The sequence below is a fragment of the Serratia sp. GW822-FHT06D09 genome (assembly GCF_058799515.1).
In genome coordinates this window covers 572,469-586,920 of record NZ_JBXALO010000001.1, presented here as the reverse complement: position 1 = coordinate 586,920, position 14,452 = coordinate 572,469, and the positions used below count along the sequence as shown (strand labels likewise).

Here is a 14,452-nt window from a genome sequence, read left to right as displayed (position 1 = left end):
GCCATGGTGGAAGGGATCACAGCGGGGCGGAGGGGGATGCCGTTTGATCGTAGCCCCCCCAGACTGACTGATCGAAGTTAACGATAGAACCGGTCATCAGGCCGGATTCATCGCTGGCCAGGAAAGCGACGGTACGTGCCACTTCTTCTGGCTGAATCAAACGACCAAAAGGTTGCTCGGCGGCGGCTTTTTCCAGCCAGTTATCCTCGGCACCATGATATTGCTTCATTATGCGGTCTTCCCCTTCGGATGCCATCCACCCGATGTTCAGACCATTGACGCGGATCCGGTTGCGTAACAGGGCGTAGGCGGTGTTGCGTGTCAACGTAGCCAATGCACCTTTCGACGAACAGTAGGCGGAGATAAAAGGCTGCCCGGCCAACGCTGACATGGAACAGATGTTAACAATGCTGCCCGCCGTATTTTCACGACGCATAATTTTTATCGACTCTTGCATCAGATAAAACGGCCCGCGAACATTGGTGGCAAACATCTTGTCGAACAGCTCGGGTGCCGTATCGATGATGGTGCCGCGATCGGTCATGCCCCCGGCGTTGACCAGAACATCGACGCGGCCAAATAATTCATCTGTTTTAGCGATAACCCGGCGACAGTCTTCCACGGAAGATAAATCGGCGCGTACAAAAATCACTGGGGTGTCAGTTTCTGCATTTAACCTCTCAGCGATTTCTGCGCCTTTTGCCTGGTTTCTTCCGCAAATAATCACTCCAGCAGCCCCTTGCTGGCTAAAATGGCGCGCGATTGCGGCCCCCAACCCCTGCGTGCCACCGGTGATGACGGCCACTTTTCCGACTAACTGATCCATCATATATCTCCTTCTGTATAGCGATAGCCTGCCGCGCTGAGCGCTTTGCACAGGGTGTTATAGCCGAGACGGGCATACTCAAGGGGCGGCGCTTTGGCCGGATCCTGTTCGGCTTCAACCACAAACCATCCCTGATAACCTATAGCGGCAAGCTTATTAATGACGGCGGTGAAGTCGATGGATCCATCACCCGGTACGGTATAAACCCCCTTCAATACGGCATCCAGAAAAGAGTCTTTATGGCGGTCGATACCGTTTAGCACATCCGAACGGACATCTTTGGTATGCACATGGATGATGCGATCGCCATGTTTTTCCAGCACCCTGACAGGGTCCACGCCAGCGAACACCAAATGTCCGGTATCAAATAACAGGCCAACGTCTTTACTGGTTGCCGCCATTAAGCGGTCAATATCCTGTTCATCTTCAATTGCCGTGCCCATATGATGATGGAAGGCGAGCGGCACGCCGAAATCCTTGCAGAAGGCGGCGAATCGAGACAGTTTGTCGCCGTACTCGCTGATTTCTGCGTCGGACAACCGACGTCGTTCAGCCAGGGGGACGTTCTGCCGGTTCTGGATGGTACCGGCAGTTTCTCCGTAAACCAGGCAGGCGGCACCGCAGTCGCGGAAAAGTTGCATTTGTGGCAGCGAGCGGCTGATTTCTTCGTTCAGGCTGTTATCAAGCAGCGTGCCCGAATACCATCCCGAGACCAGTTCAAGCTGGAAGTATTTCAGGGTAGGTTTGAGCTCCTCACTGGTTTTTGGGAATTTGCCGCCCGTTTCAACGCCCTGAAACCCCGCAAGGTGGCTTTCAAACAGGCAGGTTGCCAACGAGGTTTCACCTCCTAGCTGAGGGAGATCGTCATTCGACCAAGCGATAGGCGCGATGCCAAGCTTTGCTTTAAGAACCATGTTCTGCCCCTTCTTTAAATGCCGATACGCTGATTTTTGCGTCCTTCGAGATGTTCGCGATGCGCCTGGTTAACGCTCTCGCGCTCGCTCACTTCCGGCACGCCGACATCCCACCATGCATCTCCGGGCGTCCAGTGGTGGGCGTCGGTGGCAATGGAAATTACCGTGGTACGATCGTTGCCTTTGGCCCATTTAAGGGCGTCTTCAAGCTGTTCGAGCGAGGTCACCTTGCGGGCATAAGCCCCCATCGACTCGGCATTGGCGACGAAATCCACCGGGAAAGGCTCTTTGACGCGGCAATCCTTCAACAGGTTATTGAAGGAAGCACCGCCTTTGGCGTTCTGCAAACGGTTGATCACCGCATAACCGCCGTTGTCGCACACCAGTAAAATAAATTTATGACCGGACAGTACGCTCGAATAGATATCTGAGTTCATCATCATGTAGGTGCCGTCCCCAATCATGACGAAGACATCCTGTTTTTTGCCCGCCATTGCGGCTCCCCAGCCTGCAGAGAGCTCATAACCCATACAGGAAAAACCGAACTCGCAATCGAAGGTGCCGGGATCTTTGACACGCCAGCCTTTCACCAACTCGCCAGGCAGCCCGCCGGCGGCACTGATGATGTAATCTTCCGGCGCCGCCACTGCATTCACCACGCCGATCACCTGGGCGTAGCTGGGGACATCGGCGGTGACTCCAGGTTCTTGGGTTTTTGCAATCAGTGCGTTCCAGTCAGCAAAAGCCGCTCGTCCCTTAGCCAACCAGGCGGGCGCGGCCACCCATTCGCCCAGTGCATGGTTTAGCTCGATAATCCCTTCACGGGCATCGCACACCAGCGGAATAGCGCGGTGTTTATGCGCATCAAAGCGCGCAGCATTGAGTGAAATGAACTGTGCCTGTTGATCGAATACCGTCCATGAGCCGGTGACGAAATCCATCAACCGGGTTCCTATGGCGACCACGACATCGGCTCGGGAAGCCAACTCATTGGCTGAGGTGGAGCCAAGAATACCAATCGGCCCCATATGGATAGGGTGGTCATGCGTAAAAGCGCCTTTACCGGCAATGGTTTCCACGACGGGTATGCCATGGCGAACCGCGAAAGCCTCCAGTTCAGCTTCGGCCTGAGAGTAGCGCACGCCTCCACCAGAGACAATCAATGGGCGTTTGGCGTTCATCAGGCATTGTGCTGCGTGAGCAAGCTGAAGGCGATCGGGCCGTGGACGAGGCATCAGATGCAACTGCGGGGCGAAAAAGGCTTCCGGGTAATCCCAGGCCATTTCCTGCACGTCCTGACACATGCCGATAAAGGCCGGGCCGCAGTCGCCCGGATCCAGCATGGTGGCCACGGCCTGCGGCAGCGAGGACATGATTTGTTCAGGATAGGTGATGCGGTCCCAATAGCGGCTTACCGTTTTGAAAGCATCGTTGATGGTTTGTGTCGGATCGTTGAAATGCTCGATCTGTTGCATTACCGGATCCGGATGCCGCCGCGCAAAGCTGTCGCCGCAAATCATCAGCATGGGCAAACGACTGGTGTGCGCGACGCCGGCAGCGGTTAGCAGGTTGGCGGTACCCGGCCCGATCGACGCGGTAACCACCATGATCTGCCTGCGAACCATCGCCTTGGCAAAACCAATAGCCGCAAAACCCATCGATTGTTCATTTTGGCCGCGCCAGGTTGGCAATATATCCTGAACTGCTTCCAGCGCTTCACCCAGACAGGTGACGTTGCCATGGCCAAAAATCCCATACACGCCGGGAAAAAGCGGGACGCGTTCGCCCTCGATTTCCGTAAACTGGTTGCTCAGATAACGAACGACTGCCTGAGCCGCTGTACAACGAATCTTGGCCATATCTTCCCCCATTCGGATTGGACGCCTGAAAGCAGCATGATTATTTTTTTTTGCATTTTAAATTGCTATTTATTTTAATTGGCAATAAAAATTGCAAATTCAAACGACAAGACTCCCATCCCGACAGGGCAGAAGTCTGTTTTAAACGTGACTCAACTGCGATGACGCTTGCGGTTCCCCTCAGTGCGCTTTTCACGCTCGGTAATGGTTTCAATGCAGGGCTGGGCTTTTTCCGGCTGTAATGCCGCAGCCAATGCCATCGCAATGCTCTGCGCCAGACACACCGGCGCCGCCAGAGATCGCGAAAAACTGTATTCTTCTTCCGGTATGGTAAACAGCACTTTTGCACTTTTCGCCAGTGGTGAAAGCTGACTGTCAGTAATGGCCACAATAGGGATGCCACGCGCACCGGCATCATCCGCAATGGCGATCACTTCTTTCGCGTAATGGCGAAATGCTACGGCAATAAGCACATCATTTTCCCGCATATTGTTGGCCATTTGCGGTGCCAGTCCCCCGGCAGCATCCAGCAGTATCACGCGACGATTGAGCATGGTTAAAAGGTACCGCATCAGCGACGCGACAGGTTCCGAGCGCAGTTGGCCGGCAATATAGACAGTTTCAGCCTCCTTCAGCAGATGGGCGGTCTCATCGAGATCCTGTTCGGTGATGTTATTCAATAACTCCTGCAGCGTTGCGATATCACGAATGACCAGACTTTGCAGGAAACCCAAGCTGCCTTTTTCATCATTTTTTCGCAGATCATTTTCCAGTGCGGTGATCCGCTCGTTGTAACCGGGCGCTGCCGTAGCCAACCGCGTCTGGAAAACGCTCTGCATCTGTTTAAAACCGCTATAACCAAAAGCCTGGGCAAAACGCACCAACACCGATGGATGTAATCCGCATTTGGCCGCCACGGCGTTAATCGACTCCAGAGCAACCGTATTGGGGTTCTGGGTTATGTAGCGTGCCGCCTGCTGATAGCGCTCCGACAACTGCGGATAGCGTCGGGTGATTTCGTTGACGACCTGCTCGTAATTGTCATGAGGTAGCGGTTTCAGCGCGGCCAGAGTTGGGTCTGTTTTTTTCACCATCAGAATTTCCTTTCCAGGCATTAGCCAGTCATTTTCCAGCACGCTACAGCAATAAAAATTGCAAGTAAAACTCACATGCAATTATTTCTATCTCATTTGCCTTGGGCTGGGAAAAATTCTTCGTGAGATTTGTGATTCATCTCTAAAATATTTATTTCAATTACGGGTGCGCATTGAAATTTTCAAACCAAAATAATTTTTAATGTCTTGATATATATGAGTTTAAATCGATTTTAATAATGATTTTTTGCCCAAAGTGATGTTGTTGCAACTTTTATTGCCGTGTGTCTAGTATTGCAAATATTGATGCTCTAGCGGCACTCTGCCGAAGCAAAATGCTGAGGGACAACCCATCATGTATGACAATTTTGGACAGTTTATCAACGGTGAGTGGTGTACCGGCCGTGGCACCGAAAGGATAACGGTGATCGACCCGGGCAAGGGCTGCGAGTTGGGTCAGATTAAGGCGGCGTCTGCGGTGGATACGCTGGTTGCGTTGGACTGTGCCGATCGAGCATTTCCCGGCTGGAAAAACACACCGGCCTGGCAACGCGCGGATCTGCTTCAGGCGGTAGCGCGTGCCATGGTGGCGATAACGCAAGAAGCTGCAGTGATGGTTTCGAAAGAAAGTGGCAAACCCTTGGCGCAGGCAAAACGTGAATGGGAGCTGTCTGTCGATCAGTTTATTTGGCATGCGGAAGAGGCGCGGCGCATCTATGGGCGAATTGTCGAAAGTCGCGTTCCCGCAGGCCGCTGCGAAGTCCTGCATGAGCCGATCGGCGTGGTGGCGGCGTTCACCGCCTGGAATTTCCCGGTGGTATTGGTGGCTCGCAAACTGGCCCCCGCACTTGCCGCAGGCTGTACGGTGGTGTTGCGTCCTTCGAGTGAAGTACCGGGTTCCGCGATGCTGATCTTCGAATGTTTGCGTCAGGCTGGGCTGCCGGCCGGCGTCGCCAACCTGGTGGTGGGGCCGACCGCAACCACCTATGGGCCTTTAATGTCATCGCCAACGGTCAGGAAGGTTTCCCTGACTGGCTCTACGCAAATCGGTCGGCAGATGATCCGCGATTCTGCATCAACCATCAAGCGGCTCAGCATGGAGTTGGGCGGCAATGCGCCAGTAGTCATTTTTAACGACGCCGATATCGATAAAGCGCTAGATCTCTCAGTTGCCACGAAATTTGCCAACAGTGGTCAGGTGTGTGTAACCGGCGATCGTTTTTATGTTCATGAACACTGCTATCAGGCCTTTGTGGAAGGCTTTGCTCGGCGAGCCAGCCAGCTGAATGTGGGTTATGGGCTCGATGAAGGCACCACCATGGGGCCGCTTATCAACATGAAACGGCTTCACGCGATCGAAGACATCGTTACCGACGCGCGCGCCAAAGGCGGAAGAGTGGTGACTGGCGGGCATCGTCTTGAACTTGGCGGGGGCTATTTTTATGCGCCCACGGTGATTGCCGATTTACCCGACGATGCGCTCGCAATGGCTGAGGAGAATTTCGGCCCCATTGCGGCAATCACTTCTTTTAGCGACAGCGAAGCCTTATGGGACAGGGTTAACAATTCCAATTTTGCTCTCTCGGCCTATGCCTTTACGCGAGATCCGGCTCGGATCCGCGAAGCCGTTTCTCGCTTCGAGTCCGGCATGGTGGGGATCAACAGCTATGCGCTGGCAGCGGCTGAAGTGCCGTTCGGGGGGATCAAGGCCAGCGGTATGGGACGTGAAGGGGGTTCAGAAGGTATCCACGACTACATGAACACCAAACTTGCACAGATCGTGGTTTAAGGAGCCGCAATGAAACGCAATAACGTCAAAAAGCGTTGGGATGAGGGGCAAACGGTGTTGAACGGCTGGCTGAGCGTTGCCAGCGCCTTTACCGCCGAGATTATGGCTGAGCAGGGGTACGATGCGCTCACGATAGACCTCCAGCATGGGTTTGTCGGTTACGAGCAGGCAACCCATATGCTGCAGGCGATGCGCGCCAGCGGTATAGCCCCGTTGGTCAGGGTGCCCTGGCTCGAACCGGGCATGATCATGAAAGCGCTGGATGCCGGGGCCTGGGGCATTATCTGCCCGATGGTAAACACTGCCGAGCAGGCCCGCACCCTGGTTTCCTGCGTGCGTTATCCCCCCACTGGCAGCCGGAGTTTCGGCCCGACCCGCGCGGTGATTTCTGCCGGCGCGGACTATGGTCAATTTGCCGATGAGCAGGTGGTCTGTCTGGCTATGATCGAGACGGCCGAGGCCGTTGAAAATATCGAATCCATTGTGGCTACGCCAGGTCTGGACGGCGTTTACATCGGCCCGGCGGATCTGACGCTTGGCTTGACCGGACGAAAATACCGTACCGGGTTTGATCGAGACGAGCCCGAAATCATCGAAGCCATAAAGCATATCCTGGCCACGGCGCATCGTGCAGGCAAGAAGGCAGGGTTGCATAACGGCACTGCCGCCTATGCCGCGCAAGCCGCTGGATGGGGCTTTGACCTGGTGACGGTATCCAACGACGTACAACTGCTGCGGTCCGCGGCTTCAGCCAGCGTGGCGCAGTTTCGTCAGTTGAATGGCGAAGTCAAAGACGCAGAGCACGCCGTTCGGGGAGGGTACTGAAATGCCGCATGTACTGGTGGCCGGAAAAATCCACGATGCCGGTTTGGCCATCTTACGCAACGCACCTGGCTTTACGGTACAGCTGGTGGCGGAAGTGAGCGTGGAAAGTTACGCGCCTTATCTTGCCGAGGCCGATGCATTGTTGATTCGCACCCAACCCTTGAGCGCGAAAGAAATCCAGACGGCTCGGCGACTCAGGATCGTCTCGCGCCATGGCGTGGGCTATGACTCGGTGGACGTGGCGGCTTTGACCGAACGACAGATCCCACTGACCATTATCGGCGATGTCAATTCACTGTCGGTGGCTGAACATACCTTCTCCTTGCTGTTGGCTTTGGCTAAGCGTCTCTGTTACTTCGACCGCAGTATTCGTGAAGGTGAATGGAACAGACGCAACGGGTTTTCCGCGATGGAAATGGCCGGAAGGACGCTTTTCATCCTGGGTTTCGGCCGTATTGGCAGGGAGGTGGCCCGGTTGGCTAAAAGTTTCCGCATGCGGGTTACTGCCTACGATCCCTATCTTCCAGACGAGGTGTTTACCCAGCTCGGCGTTGAACGAATGGGTGACATCAGCACAGGGCTGAAGACCGCCGATGCGGTCACTGTTCACCTTCCACTCAGTGACGAGAAACCGCTGATTGGCCGACAGCAGTTGGCGATGATGAAACCGGGTGCACTGTTGATCAACACCGCACGAGGGGGAATTGTCGATGAAGAGGCGCTCGCGGAAGCCTTGCAAAGCGGATATCTCGGCGGCGCCGGTTTAGACGTGCTGAAACAGGAGCCGGCAAACCTGGGTTCGACACTGTTAGCGCAAACTGAACGGCTGATCCTCACGCCACACTCTGCCGGGCTCACTGCAGAGGCGGCGATGCGAATGTCAGTGTCGGCCGCCTCCAATATCCTCGATTTTTTCAATGGTCAGCTCGAGAGCGGACTGGTGGTTAATCAGCAGGCCCTGAAGCTTCATGGCCATAAATAACTGACTTCTTATGGAGACTGTCATGATCAGAATTGCGATTCTCGGTGCCGGGCGTATCGGTCAGGTACATGCGGCGAATGTGGCTCGTCATAACGATGCTTTTCTTACCGCTGTTGCAGACCCTGTTATCGAAAATGCCCAAGCGTTGACCGCGGCCTGGGGGGGCGTTGCGTTAGCGGACCCGCTTGAAGCCATTCAAAACCCTGATATTGATGCCGTCATCATAGGCACACCCACGCATACCCATATTGATCTGATGCTGGCCGCGGCTAAAGCCGGCAAGGCGGTGCTGTGCGAAAAGCCGGTGGACTTGGATATCACCAAGGCGTATGCGGCGCAAAGGGCACTGGGCGAGCATGCCAGTCAGGTCATGCTGGGCTTCAATCGCCGGTTTGATCTGGGGTTTAGTGAGATTAACCAACGTATCCGCAATGGCGATATTGGCGACCTTCATCAGGTGATCGTTACCAGTCGAGATCCTGGATTGGCGCCCATGGGCTATTTGAAAAACTCGGGAGGAATTTTCCGCGACATGGTGATCCACGATTTTGACCTTGCCCGCTGGATCCTGGGCGAAGAGCCGGTGGAGGTGTTTGCAACCGGCAGCCGTCTGTTCGCCCCTGAACTGGAGGCGTTGGGCGATTATGACACTGTAATGGTGCAATTGCGCACCGCCTCAGGCAAACAGTGCCAGATCAACTGCAGTCGCCAGGCAATCTATGGCTATGACCAACGTATGGAGGTGTTCGGTTCCGGGGGGATGTTGTTGAATGACAACCTGCGGGCGACTCCGGTTAGACGTTATAGCAAGCAAGAAACCGAAGCGCGTGGGCCATTGCTTAACTTCTTCATGGAGCGCTATAGCGATGCCTACCGGCTGGAAATAGACGCTTTTATCTCGGCAATTAAGCAGGGCACACCTATGCCGATCACGGTGCATGACGGTTGCATGGCCCTGAGGTTGGCGGATGCCGCTCAGCTTTCCGCAGACTCTCATGCGGCTGTGGCGCTGGATTGAGGAGAATGGCGATGCAAAAAATCGGTATTGGACTTATTGGCACCGGCTTTATGGGGAAATCGCACGCCAGAGCCTGGCGTGCCGCTGCCACGCTTTCCGGTGATATTCAGCCGGTATTAATCAGCGTGGCGGATATTGACGCCGCTGCGGCTGAAAGCGCCGCGCAGCAGTTTGGTTTTATGCGCTGGACCCAACGCTGGCAAGATCTGATCGACGATCCGGATATTGATGTTATTTCGATAACCTCACCAAACAGGTTTCACGCCGAACAGGCCCTTGCCGCCATCGCGGCGGGGAAACATGTGCACTGTGAAAAGCCCTTGGCACCGGACAGCGAGACCGCTGAGCGAATGCGCCTTGCGGCAGAGAAAGCCGGTGTCTTCACCCAGGTGGGGTTCAATTACATTAAAAACCCGTTGCTGAAGTTGGCCCGCCAGATGATAGCCAACGGCGATTTAGGCGAGATTACCGGCTTTAGGGGGATCCACGCGGAGGATTTCATGGCGGATCCTGCAATCCCCTGGTCGTGGCGGTTAGATCCGGCCGGAGGGGCCGGCGCGGTGGCGGATTTGGGCAGCCATATTCTGGGTATGGCCAGATTTTTGCTCGGCCCGGTAAGCGAAGTGTTCGCCTCTCTCGATACGGTGATTAAAGCTCGGCCGGAAAGCGCGGGTTCGAGGGTGCTGAAACCGGTAGAGGTTGACGACATTGCGCGTCTGACCTTGAGGTTTGCCCGCGGTTGCGGTGGCCATATCGAGGCCAACTGGGTCGCCACGGGCCATAAAATGCAGCTGGGGTTTGAAGTCACCGGTACCCAGGGGGCCCTGAGCTTCAATCAGGAACGTTTTAACGAAATCCAGTATTTCCGTTATGACGGCACTAGCGGCCTGAACGGCTTTAAAACGCTGGTTGCCGGGCCGGAGCACGCGCCTTACGGGCTTTTTTGTCCGGCTCCGGGGCACCAACTGGGGTTCAACGATCTAAAAACCATTGAAATGCTTGAGTTCATTCAGTCAATTCAGCGGGGAGATACACAAGGGCCAGATTTTAAAGAGGCGGTTGAAATACAGCGTCTGGTGGACGCTGCGGTACGCTCATCCGCGGAACGAAACTGGATCGCACTTTGACGAGTCCGTTCGTATGGCAGGCTCCTTTTGGGATGTTCTGACGTACGGGCGGCGTCACCTGCGTTAGCTAAGCCGTACAGGCCAACGCAATGTCATAGCAGTAAATAATTAACCCTTCGTACTGAAATTACACGCTATTCACCATTAATGGGAAAACGATTATGAAGAAAATTATCTTACTCTGTCTTTCATTGCTCTCGCTCAGCCCTTCGGTATTTGCTGTGCAGGTTGGCGTCAGCATCGCCCAAATGGATGATGTTTTTCTCTCGAGGTTACGTGGCTACATTATCGAAAGAGCAAAAACACACCCGGATCTAAAATTGCAGTTTGAAGATGCCCAGGGGGCGGTAGATAAGCAACTGAGTCAGGTGCAGAGTTTCATCAATGGGAAAGTGGACGTGATTATTGTTAATCCGGTCGATACCCAGGGCACCAAAAATATTACCGAGGCCGCCAGAAAGGCCAAAATACCGCTGATTTATCTTAACCGTATGCCCTCGGATTCCACCATGGGCAATGGCATCAGCTATATCGGCAGCGACGAGATTGAAGCCGGCAGGTTACAGATGCAATACCTGGCTGAGCTGGTCAAGGATCGTAAAAGCGTCAATGTCGCCATTATGAAAGGGTTATTGAGTAATGATGCCACTCGTTTTAGAACCCAAGGGGCGAAAGAGATTATTGCCAAGAATCCCAACATGCACGTCATTCTGGAGGACACGGCCAAATGGATGCGTGAAGATGGCATGAATCTGATGAACAACTGGATATTGTCAGGCGACAAAATCGATATTCTTTCCTCTAATGCTGATGAAATGGCGATTGGCGCAGCTATGGCGATTAAAAGTAATGGCAAGAGCGTCGGTAAAGATATTCTGATTGGTGGAACCGATGGCGGACCAAATGGCCTGCAGGCGATAAAAAAGGGCATGCTGACGGTCACGGTGTTCCAGGATGCCAAATCGCAGGCCTACGGCGCGGTCGATATGGCGGAGCAAGCGGCAAAGGGGGAAGCTATCAAGGATGTGAACTTTATTCCTTTCCAACTGGTTACTCCCCAGAACTATGAGAAGTTTATGACCCCTTAATCCACCGATGGCAGTGCAGAATGCGTTCGCGGAATTCGCCAGCGCATTTTTTCCCGAATCCCCCCAGCCAGGATCCTCGACCAGCTGGCATTACTGAGAAAAAGATCGCCAATGTTTCGATAATCGCCCAAGGTAGCGTTTATCGTTGTTGACGCTGCCGGCGGCGTCGCGCCATCATCGGGAAAATTGCTTTTGCCCGGAGGATATATGGAGTTACTGACGCCGTTGCTGCGGTCATCAGCGGTGACGGCTTGTTTTAGCGATGCCGCCACGCTGCAGGGAATGCTGGACTTCGAAGCGGCGTTGGCTGCGGCTCAGGCCCGCCTTGGCATTATTCCCCAGGAGGCGGCCCAGCGGATCGCTGAAGCCTGCCACAGTGCCTTATTCGATGAGACCGACTTGGCGCAGGCGGCCGCGCAGGCCGGTAATCTGGCGATCCCTCTGGTTAAACAACTGACGACACGGGTGGCGCAGCAGGATGCTGATGCCGCTCGCTTCGTGCATTGGGGCGCCACCAGTCAGGATGCTCTCGACACCGGATTGATGCTGCAACTGCGAAACGCACTGGCATTAACGCTTATCGACCTGGATCGACTGATGGCGGCGCTGGTGCAGCAAATCACCCGTCATCAGGATTGCGTGCTGGTTGGACGCACCTGGATGCAGCATGCCTTGCCGACCACGCTGGGCTTAAAGCTGGCGGGGACGCTGGATGCGCTGTTGCGCTTTCGGCAGAGGTTGCAAGAAATGCGACCGCGTGTGTTGACGCTACAGTTGGGCGGTGCCGCCGGCACGCTGGCTTCGTTGGGTGAGCAGGGGGCAGAACTGGTGACTGCGCTGGCCGCCGGCCTGCAACTGACCGCCGCCCCTACGCCATGGCACAGTCAGCGCGATCGCCTGCTGGAAATTGCCGGCTGGTACGCCGGATTAACCGGTACGCTGGGCAAGTTGGCGCGGGATATCTCTTTGCTGACCCAAACCGAAGTGGCGGAAGTGGCCGAACCGACGGCCGCGGGGCGCGGCGGTTCTTCTACCATGCCGCACAAGCGTAATCCGGTTGCTTGCGCGGTGATCCTTGCGGCGGCCAATCGGGTTCCGGCGCTGGTGGGAGGGCTTTATGCCGCCATGGTACAGGAGCATGAACGCGGTCTGGGTGGCTGGCATGCAGAGTGGGAAAGCCTGCCGCAGCTGGTGATGTTGGCGGCAGGTGCCTTGCACACCGCAGCTGATTTGATTGTCGGGCTGCAGGTATTCCCCCAACAGATGCAACATAACCTGAAGTTAACCGACGGGTTGATCATGGCGGAAGCGGTGACGATGGCCCTGGGTGAGACTATTGGCCGTCAGCAAGCGCATCATCACATTGAAAAACAGTGCCATCAGGCGCTGGCGCAGGGGCTCACGTTGCTGGAGGTGTTGTTGGACGATCCGGTCGTCATGGCGAATTTAACGGCGCAACGGCTTCATGAATTGCTGGATCCGCAGCAATATCTCGGCAGTGCGCGGATCTTTACCCAGCGGGTGCTGCAACAGGCCACGGAATTAACTTCAGGAGTCCATAGTCATGAAGGATGAACAACGTTATCAGCAGGGTATTGAGGTACGCAGGGCGGTCTTGGGGGACGCACATGTGGATCGAACTCTCAGTCAACTCACCCCGTTGAATGAAGAGTTTCAGGACTTTATCAGCCGCTATGCCTGGGGCGAGATCTGGACCCGCCCCGGGCTGGCGCGTCATACCCGCAGCCTGATCACCATTGCCATGCTGATCGCCCTTAATCGCGAGGCTGAACTGCGCATGCACCTGAAAGCGGCGGTGAACAACGGCGTGACTCGCGAGGAAATTAAGGAAGTGCTGATGCAGAGCGCGCTGTACTGTGGTTTGCCGGCGGCGAACTCGGCGTTTCATCTGGCGACGGAGGTGTTTGCCGAACAGGATACGCAGACTGACTAAGCCGATCTCACTGCGCCGGCAATATGGCGCACCGTCGCGATGAACGCCAGTACCGCCTCGCTTGGTTGGCCGTCGTTGCGAGTCAGAATGCCCACCGCTTCCTCCATGCCCTGGGTGGGCAGCGGCAAGGGCACCAACTGGCCGGTGGCGATATCGGTTTTCACCGCGCTGGACGGCACAAACCACACATAGTCAAATTGCAGCGTCATTTGACGCGCCAGCGAGGCGGAAAGCGTTTCAATATATTGGGCGGGCAGGCTGAATCCCTGCGTCGACAGCAAATTCTCGGTATTGTGGCGCGGCACCGTGCCTTTTGGCGAGACGATGGCGGAATAACTCAGCGCCCGCTCAAGGGTGACGGTTTCGCTTAGCAGCGGATGGCCAGGTCGGGTCACCATCAGCAACGATTCCAGCAGCAACAGTTCGAAAGCCAGCCCGCTCATCATTTCCGGATCCGCCATTCGGCCTATCGCTACGTCAATCTCACCGGCCTTAAGCTGAGCCAGCAACCCGGTGTTGGTGCCGGTGACCACCTGGATTCGTGAATAAGGATGCGCCTGTTGGTACTGCCCGATGGCCTGTGGCAGCATGCCCAGCGCGGTGGTGGGTAGGGTACCGATGCGTAACATTTTGGCCGGTGCGTCCTCGAGCCGATCGAGCGCATGCCCGGCGGCGGTCAAGGCTTCCAACACCCGTGTGGCATAACCAAGAAATTGCTCGCCCTGTTCGGTCAGCAGCGTGCCCTGTCGATGGCGCACCAGCAACCGGTTACCGGTCAGGGCTTCCAGTTCGGTGAGCGTTTTTGACAGCGCCGGTTGGCTCAGATTCAGTTTTTCGGCGGCCCGGCTTAGCGAACGCTCTTGCGCGACGGCGACAAAACCGTTGATGTGGCGTAAGCGCATGCGCTGAATAAATAAATTGGATTTTTTCATACCTCAGTGTAGGAAGTTTTCCTCAGAGGTAACAAGTGACGGCG

General features: G+C 55.4%; 13 protein-coding genes. 8 read left to right on the top strand and 5 right to left on the bottom strand.

The genetic code is table 11. The annotated features are described in order from the left end of the window. Positions 1 to 16 precede the first annotated feature (16 nt). The 4 genes from AC1RKG_RS02680 to AC1RKG_RS02665 all read right to left on the bottom strand — a co-directional run bounded on the left by AC1RKG_RS02680 (position 17) and on the right by AC1RKG_RS02665 (position 4,693). Positions 17 to 829 (bottom strand): SDR family oxidoreductase, encoded by an 813-nt coding sequence (locus AC1RKG_RS02680; RefSeq protein ID WP_165366478.1) that lies wholly within the window; start codon positions 827 to 829, stop codon positions 17 to 19. Then, a complete protein-coding gene (iolE, locus tag AC1RKG_RS02675) occupies positions 826 to 1,740 on the bottom strand; it encodes a myo-inosose-2 dehydratase (protein ID WP_128865241.1) in 915 nt (304 codons plus the stop codon). Before iolE ends, AC1RKG_RS02680 begins: the two co-directional genes overlap by 4 nt. A 14-nt stretch (positions 1,741 to 1,754) precedes the next feature. Further along, entirely contained in the window at positions 1,755 to 3,599 is a 1,845-nt protein-coding gene (gene iolD, locus AC1RKG_RS02670; RefSeq protein WP_493181947.1) for a 3D-(3,5/4)-trihydroxycyclohexane-1,2-dione acylhydrolase (decyclizing), read from the bottom strand. A 152-nt stretch (positions 3,600 to 3,751) separates the two neighbouring features. After that, positions 3,752 to 4,693, bottom strand: a complete 942-nt coding sequence (locus tag AC1RKG_RS02665; protein WP_493181946.1) for a MurR/RpiR family transcriptional regulator — start codon at positions 4,691 to 4,693, stop codon at positions 3,752 to 3,754. A 355-nt stretch (positions 4,694 to 5,048) separates the two neighbouring features. Here AC1RKG_RS02665 and AC1RKG_RS02660 point away from each other — a divergent pair, with 355 nt between their 5' ends. The 8 genes from AC1RKG_RS02660 to pcaC all read left to right on the top strand — a co-directional run bounded on the left by AC1RKG_RS02660 (position 5,049) and on the right by pcaC (position 13,476). Continuing rightward, entirely contained in the window at positions 5,049 to 6,482 is a 1,434-nt protein-coding gene (locus tag AC1RKG_RS02660; protein ID WP_020826971.1) for an NAD-dependent succinate-semialdehyde dehydrogenase, read from the top strand. Positions 6,483 to 6,491: 9 nt separating this feature from the next. Then, positions 6,492 to 7,307, top strand: coding sequence for an HpcH/HpaI aldolase family protein (locus tag AC1RKG_RS02655; protein WP_493181944.1), 816 nt, complete (start codon positions 6,492 to 6,494; stop codon positions 7,305 to 7,307). A 1-nt stretch (position 7,308) separates the two neighbouring features. Continuing rightward, complete coding sequence (locus AC1RKG_RS02650; RefSeq protein WP_493181943.1) at positions 7,309 to 8,289, top strand: hydroxyacid dehydrogenase; 981 nt, start codon at positions 7,309 to 7,311, stop codon at positions 8,287 to 8,289. Between the two features lie 22 nt (positions 8,290 to 8,311). Then, positions 8,312 to 9,307 (top strand): inositol 2-dehydrogenase, encoded by a 996-nt coding sequence (gene iolG / locus AC1RKG_RS02645; RefSeq protein ID WP_493181941.1) that lies wholly within the window; start codon positions 8,312 to 8,314, stop codon positions 9,305 to 9,307. Between the two features lie 11 nt (positions 9,308 to 9,318). After that, positions 9,319 to 10,434: a Gfo/Idh/MocA family protein gene (locus AC1RKG_RS02640; RefSeq protein ID WP_493181939.1), complete on the top strand. Its 1,116-nt coding sequence runs from the start codon at positions 9,319 to 9,321 to the stop codon at positions 10,432 to 10,434. Between the two features lie 161 nt (positions 10,435 to 10,595). Beyond that, positions 10,596 to 11,522: a substrate-binding domain-containing protein gene (locus tag AC1RKG_RS02635; protein ID WP_020826966.1), complete on the top strand. Its 927-nt coding sequence runs from the start codon at positions 10,596 to 10,598 to the stop codon at positions 11,520 to 11,522. A 207-nt stretch (positions 11,523 to 11,729) separates the two neighbouring features. Beyond that, complete coding sequence (locus AC1RKG_RS02630; RefSeq protein WP_130015773.1) at positions 11,730 to 13,097, top strand: 3-carboxy-cis,cis-muconate cycloisomerase; 1,368 nt, start codon at positions 11,730 to 11,732, stop codon at positions 13,095 to 13,097. Continuing rightward, positions 13,087 to 13,476 (top strand): 4-carboxymuconolactone decarboxylase, encoded by a 390-nt coding sequence (gene pcaC / locus AC1RKG_RS02625; protein WP_262244150.1) that lies wholly within the window; start codon positions 13,087 to 13,089, stop codon positions 13,474 to 13,476. Before AC1RKG_RS02630 ends, pcaC begins: the two co-directional genes overlap by 11 nt. Here pcaC and AC1RKG_RS02620 read toward each other — a convergent pair. Beyond that, on the bottom strand, positions 13,473 to 14,408 hold the full coding sequence (locus AC1RKG_RS02620; protein ID WP_122079415.1) for a LysR substrate-binding domain-containing protein: 936 nt from the start codon (positions 14,406 to 14,408) through the stop codon (positions 13,473 to 13,475). The two genes, pcaC and AC1RKG_RS02620, sit on opposite strands and share 4 nt — an antisense overlap. Positions 14,409 to 14,452: the final 44 nt, after the last annotated feature.

What these genes read in the sequence shown, in the direction of transcription:
- AC1RKG_RS02650 (WP_493181943.1), top strand. Translation starts at nt 7,309, where the DNA reads ATGCCGCATGTACTGGTGGCCGGAAAAATCCACGATGCCGGTTTGGCC.
- AC1RKG_RS02640 (WP_493181939.1), top strand. Translation starts at nt 9,319, where the DNA reads ATGCAAAAAATCGGTATTGGACTTATTGGCACCGGCTTTATGGGGAAA.
- pcaC (WP_262244150.1), top strand. Translation starts at nt 13,087, where the DNA reads ATGAAGGATGAACAACGTTATCAGCAGGGTATTGAGGTACGCAGGGCG.
- AC1RKG_RS02630 (WP_130015773.1), top strand. Translation starts at nt 11,730, where the DNA reads ATGGAGTTACTGACGCCGTTGCTGCGGTCATCAGCGGTGACGGCTTGT.
- AC1RKG_RS02620 (WP_122079415.1), bottom strand. Translation starts at nt 14,408, where the DNA reads ATGAAAAAATCCAATTTATTTATTCAGCGCATGCGCTTACGCCACATC.
- AC1RKG_RS02680 (WP_165366478.1), bottom strand. Translation starts at nt 829, where the DNA reads ATGATGGATCAGTTAGTCGGAAAAGTGGCCGTCATCACCGGTGGCACG.
- iolE (WP_128865241.1), bottom strand. Translation starts at nt 1,740, where the DNA reads ATGGTTCTTAAAGCAAAGCTTGGCATCGCGCCTATCGCTTGGTCGAAT.
- AC1RKG_RS02635 (WP_020826966.1), top strand. Translation starts at nt 10,596, where the DNA reads ATGAAGAAAATTATCTTACTCTGTCTTTCATTGCTCTCGCTCAGCCCT.
- AC1RKG_RS02665 (WP_493181946.1), bottom strand. Translation starts at nt 4,693, where the DNA reads ATGGTGAAAAAAACAGACCCAACTCTGGCCGCGCTGAAACCGCTACCT.
- iolG (WP_493181941.1), top strand. Translation starts at nt 8,312, where the DNA reads ATGATCAGAATTGCGATTCTCGGTGCCGGGCGTATCGGTCAGGTACAT.
- AC1RKG_RS02660 (WP_020826971.1), top strand. Translation starts at nt 5,049, where the DNA reads ATGTATGACAATTTTGGACAGTTTATCAACGGTGAGTGGTGTACCGGC.
- AC1RKG_RS02655 (WP_493181944.1), top strand. Translation starts at nt 6,492, where the DNA reads ATGAAACGCAATAACGTCAAAAAGCGTTGGGATGAGGGGCAAACGGTG.
- iolD (WP_493181947.1), bottom strand. Translation starts at nt 3,599, where the DNA reads ATGGCCAAGATTCGTTGTACAGCGGCTCAGGCAGTCGTTCGTTATCTG.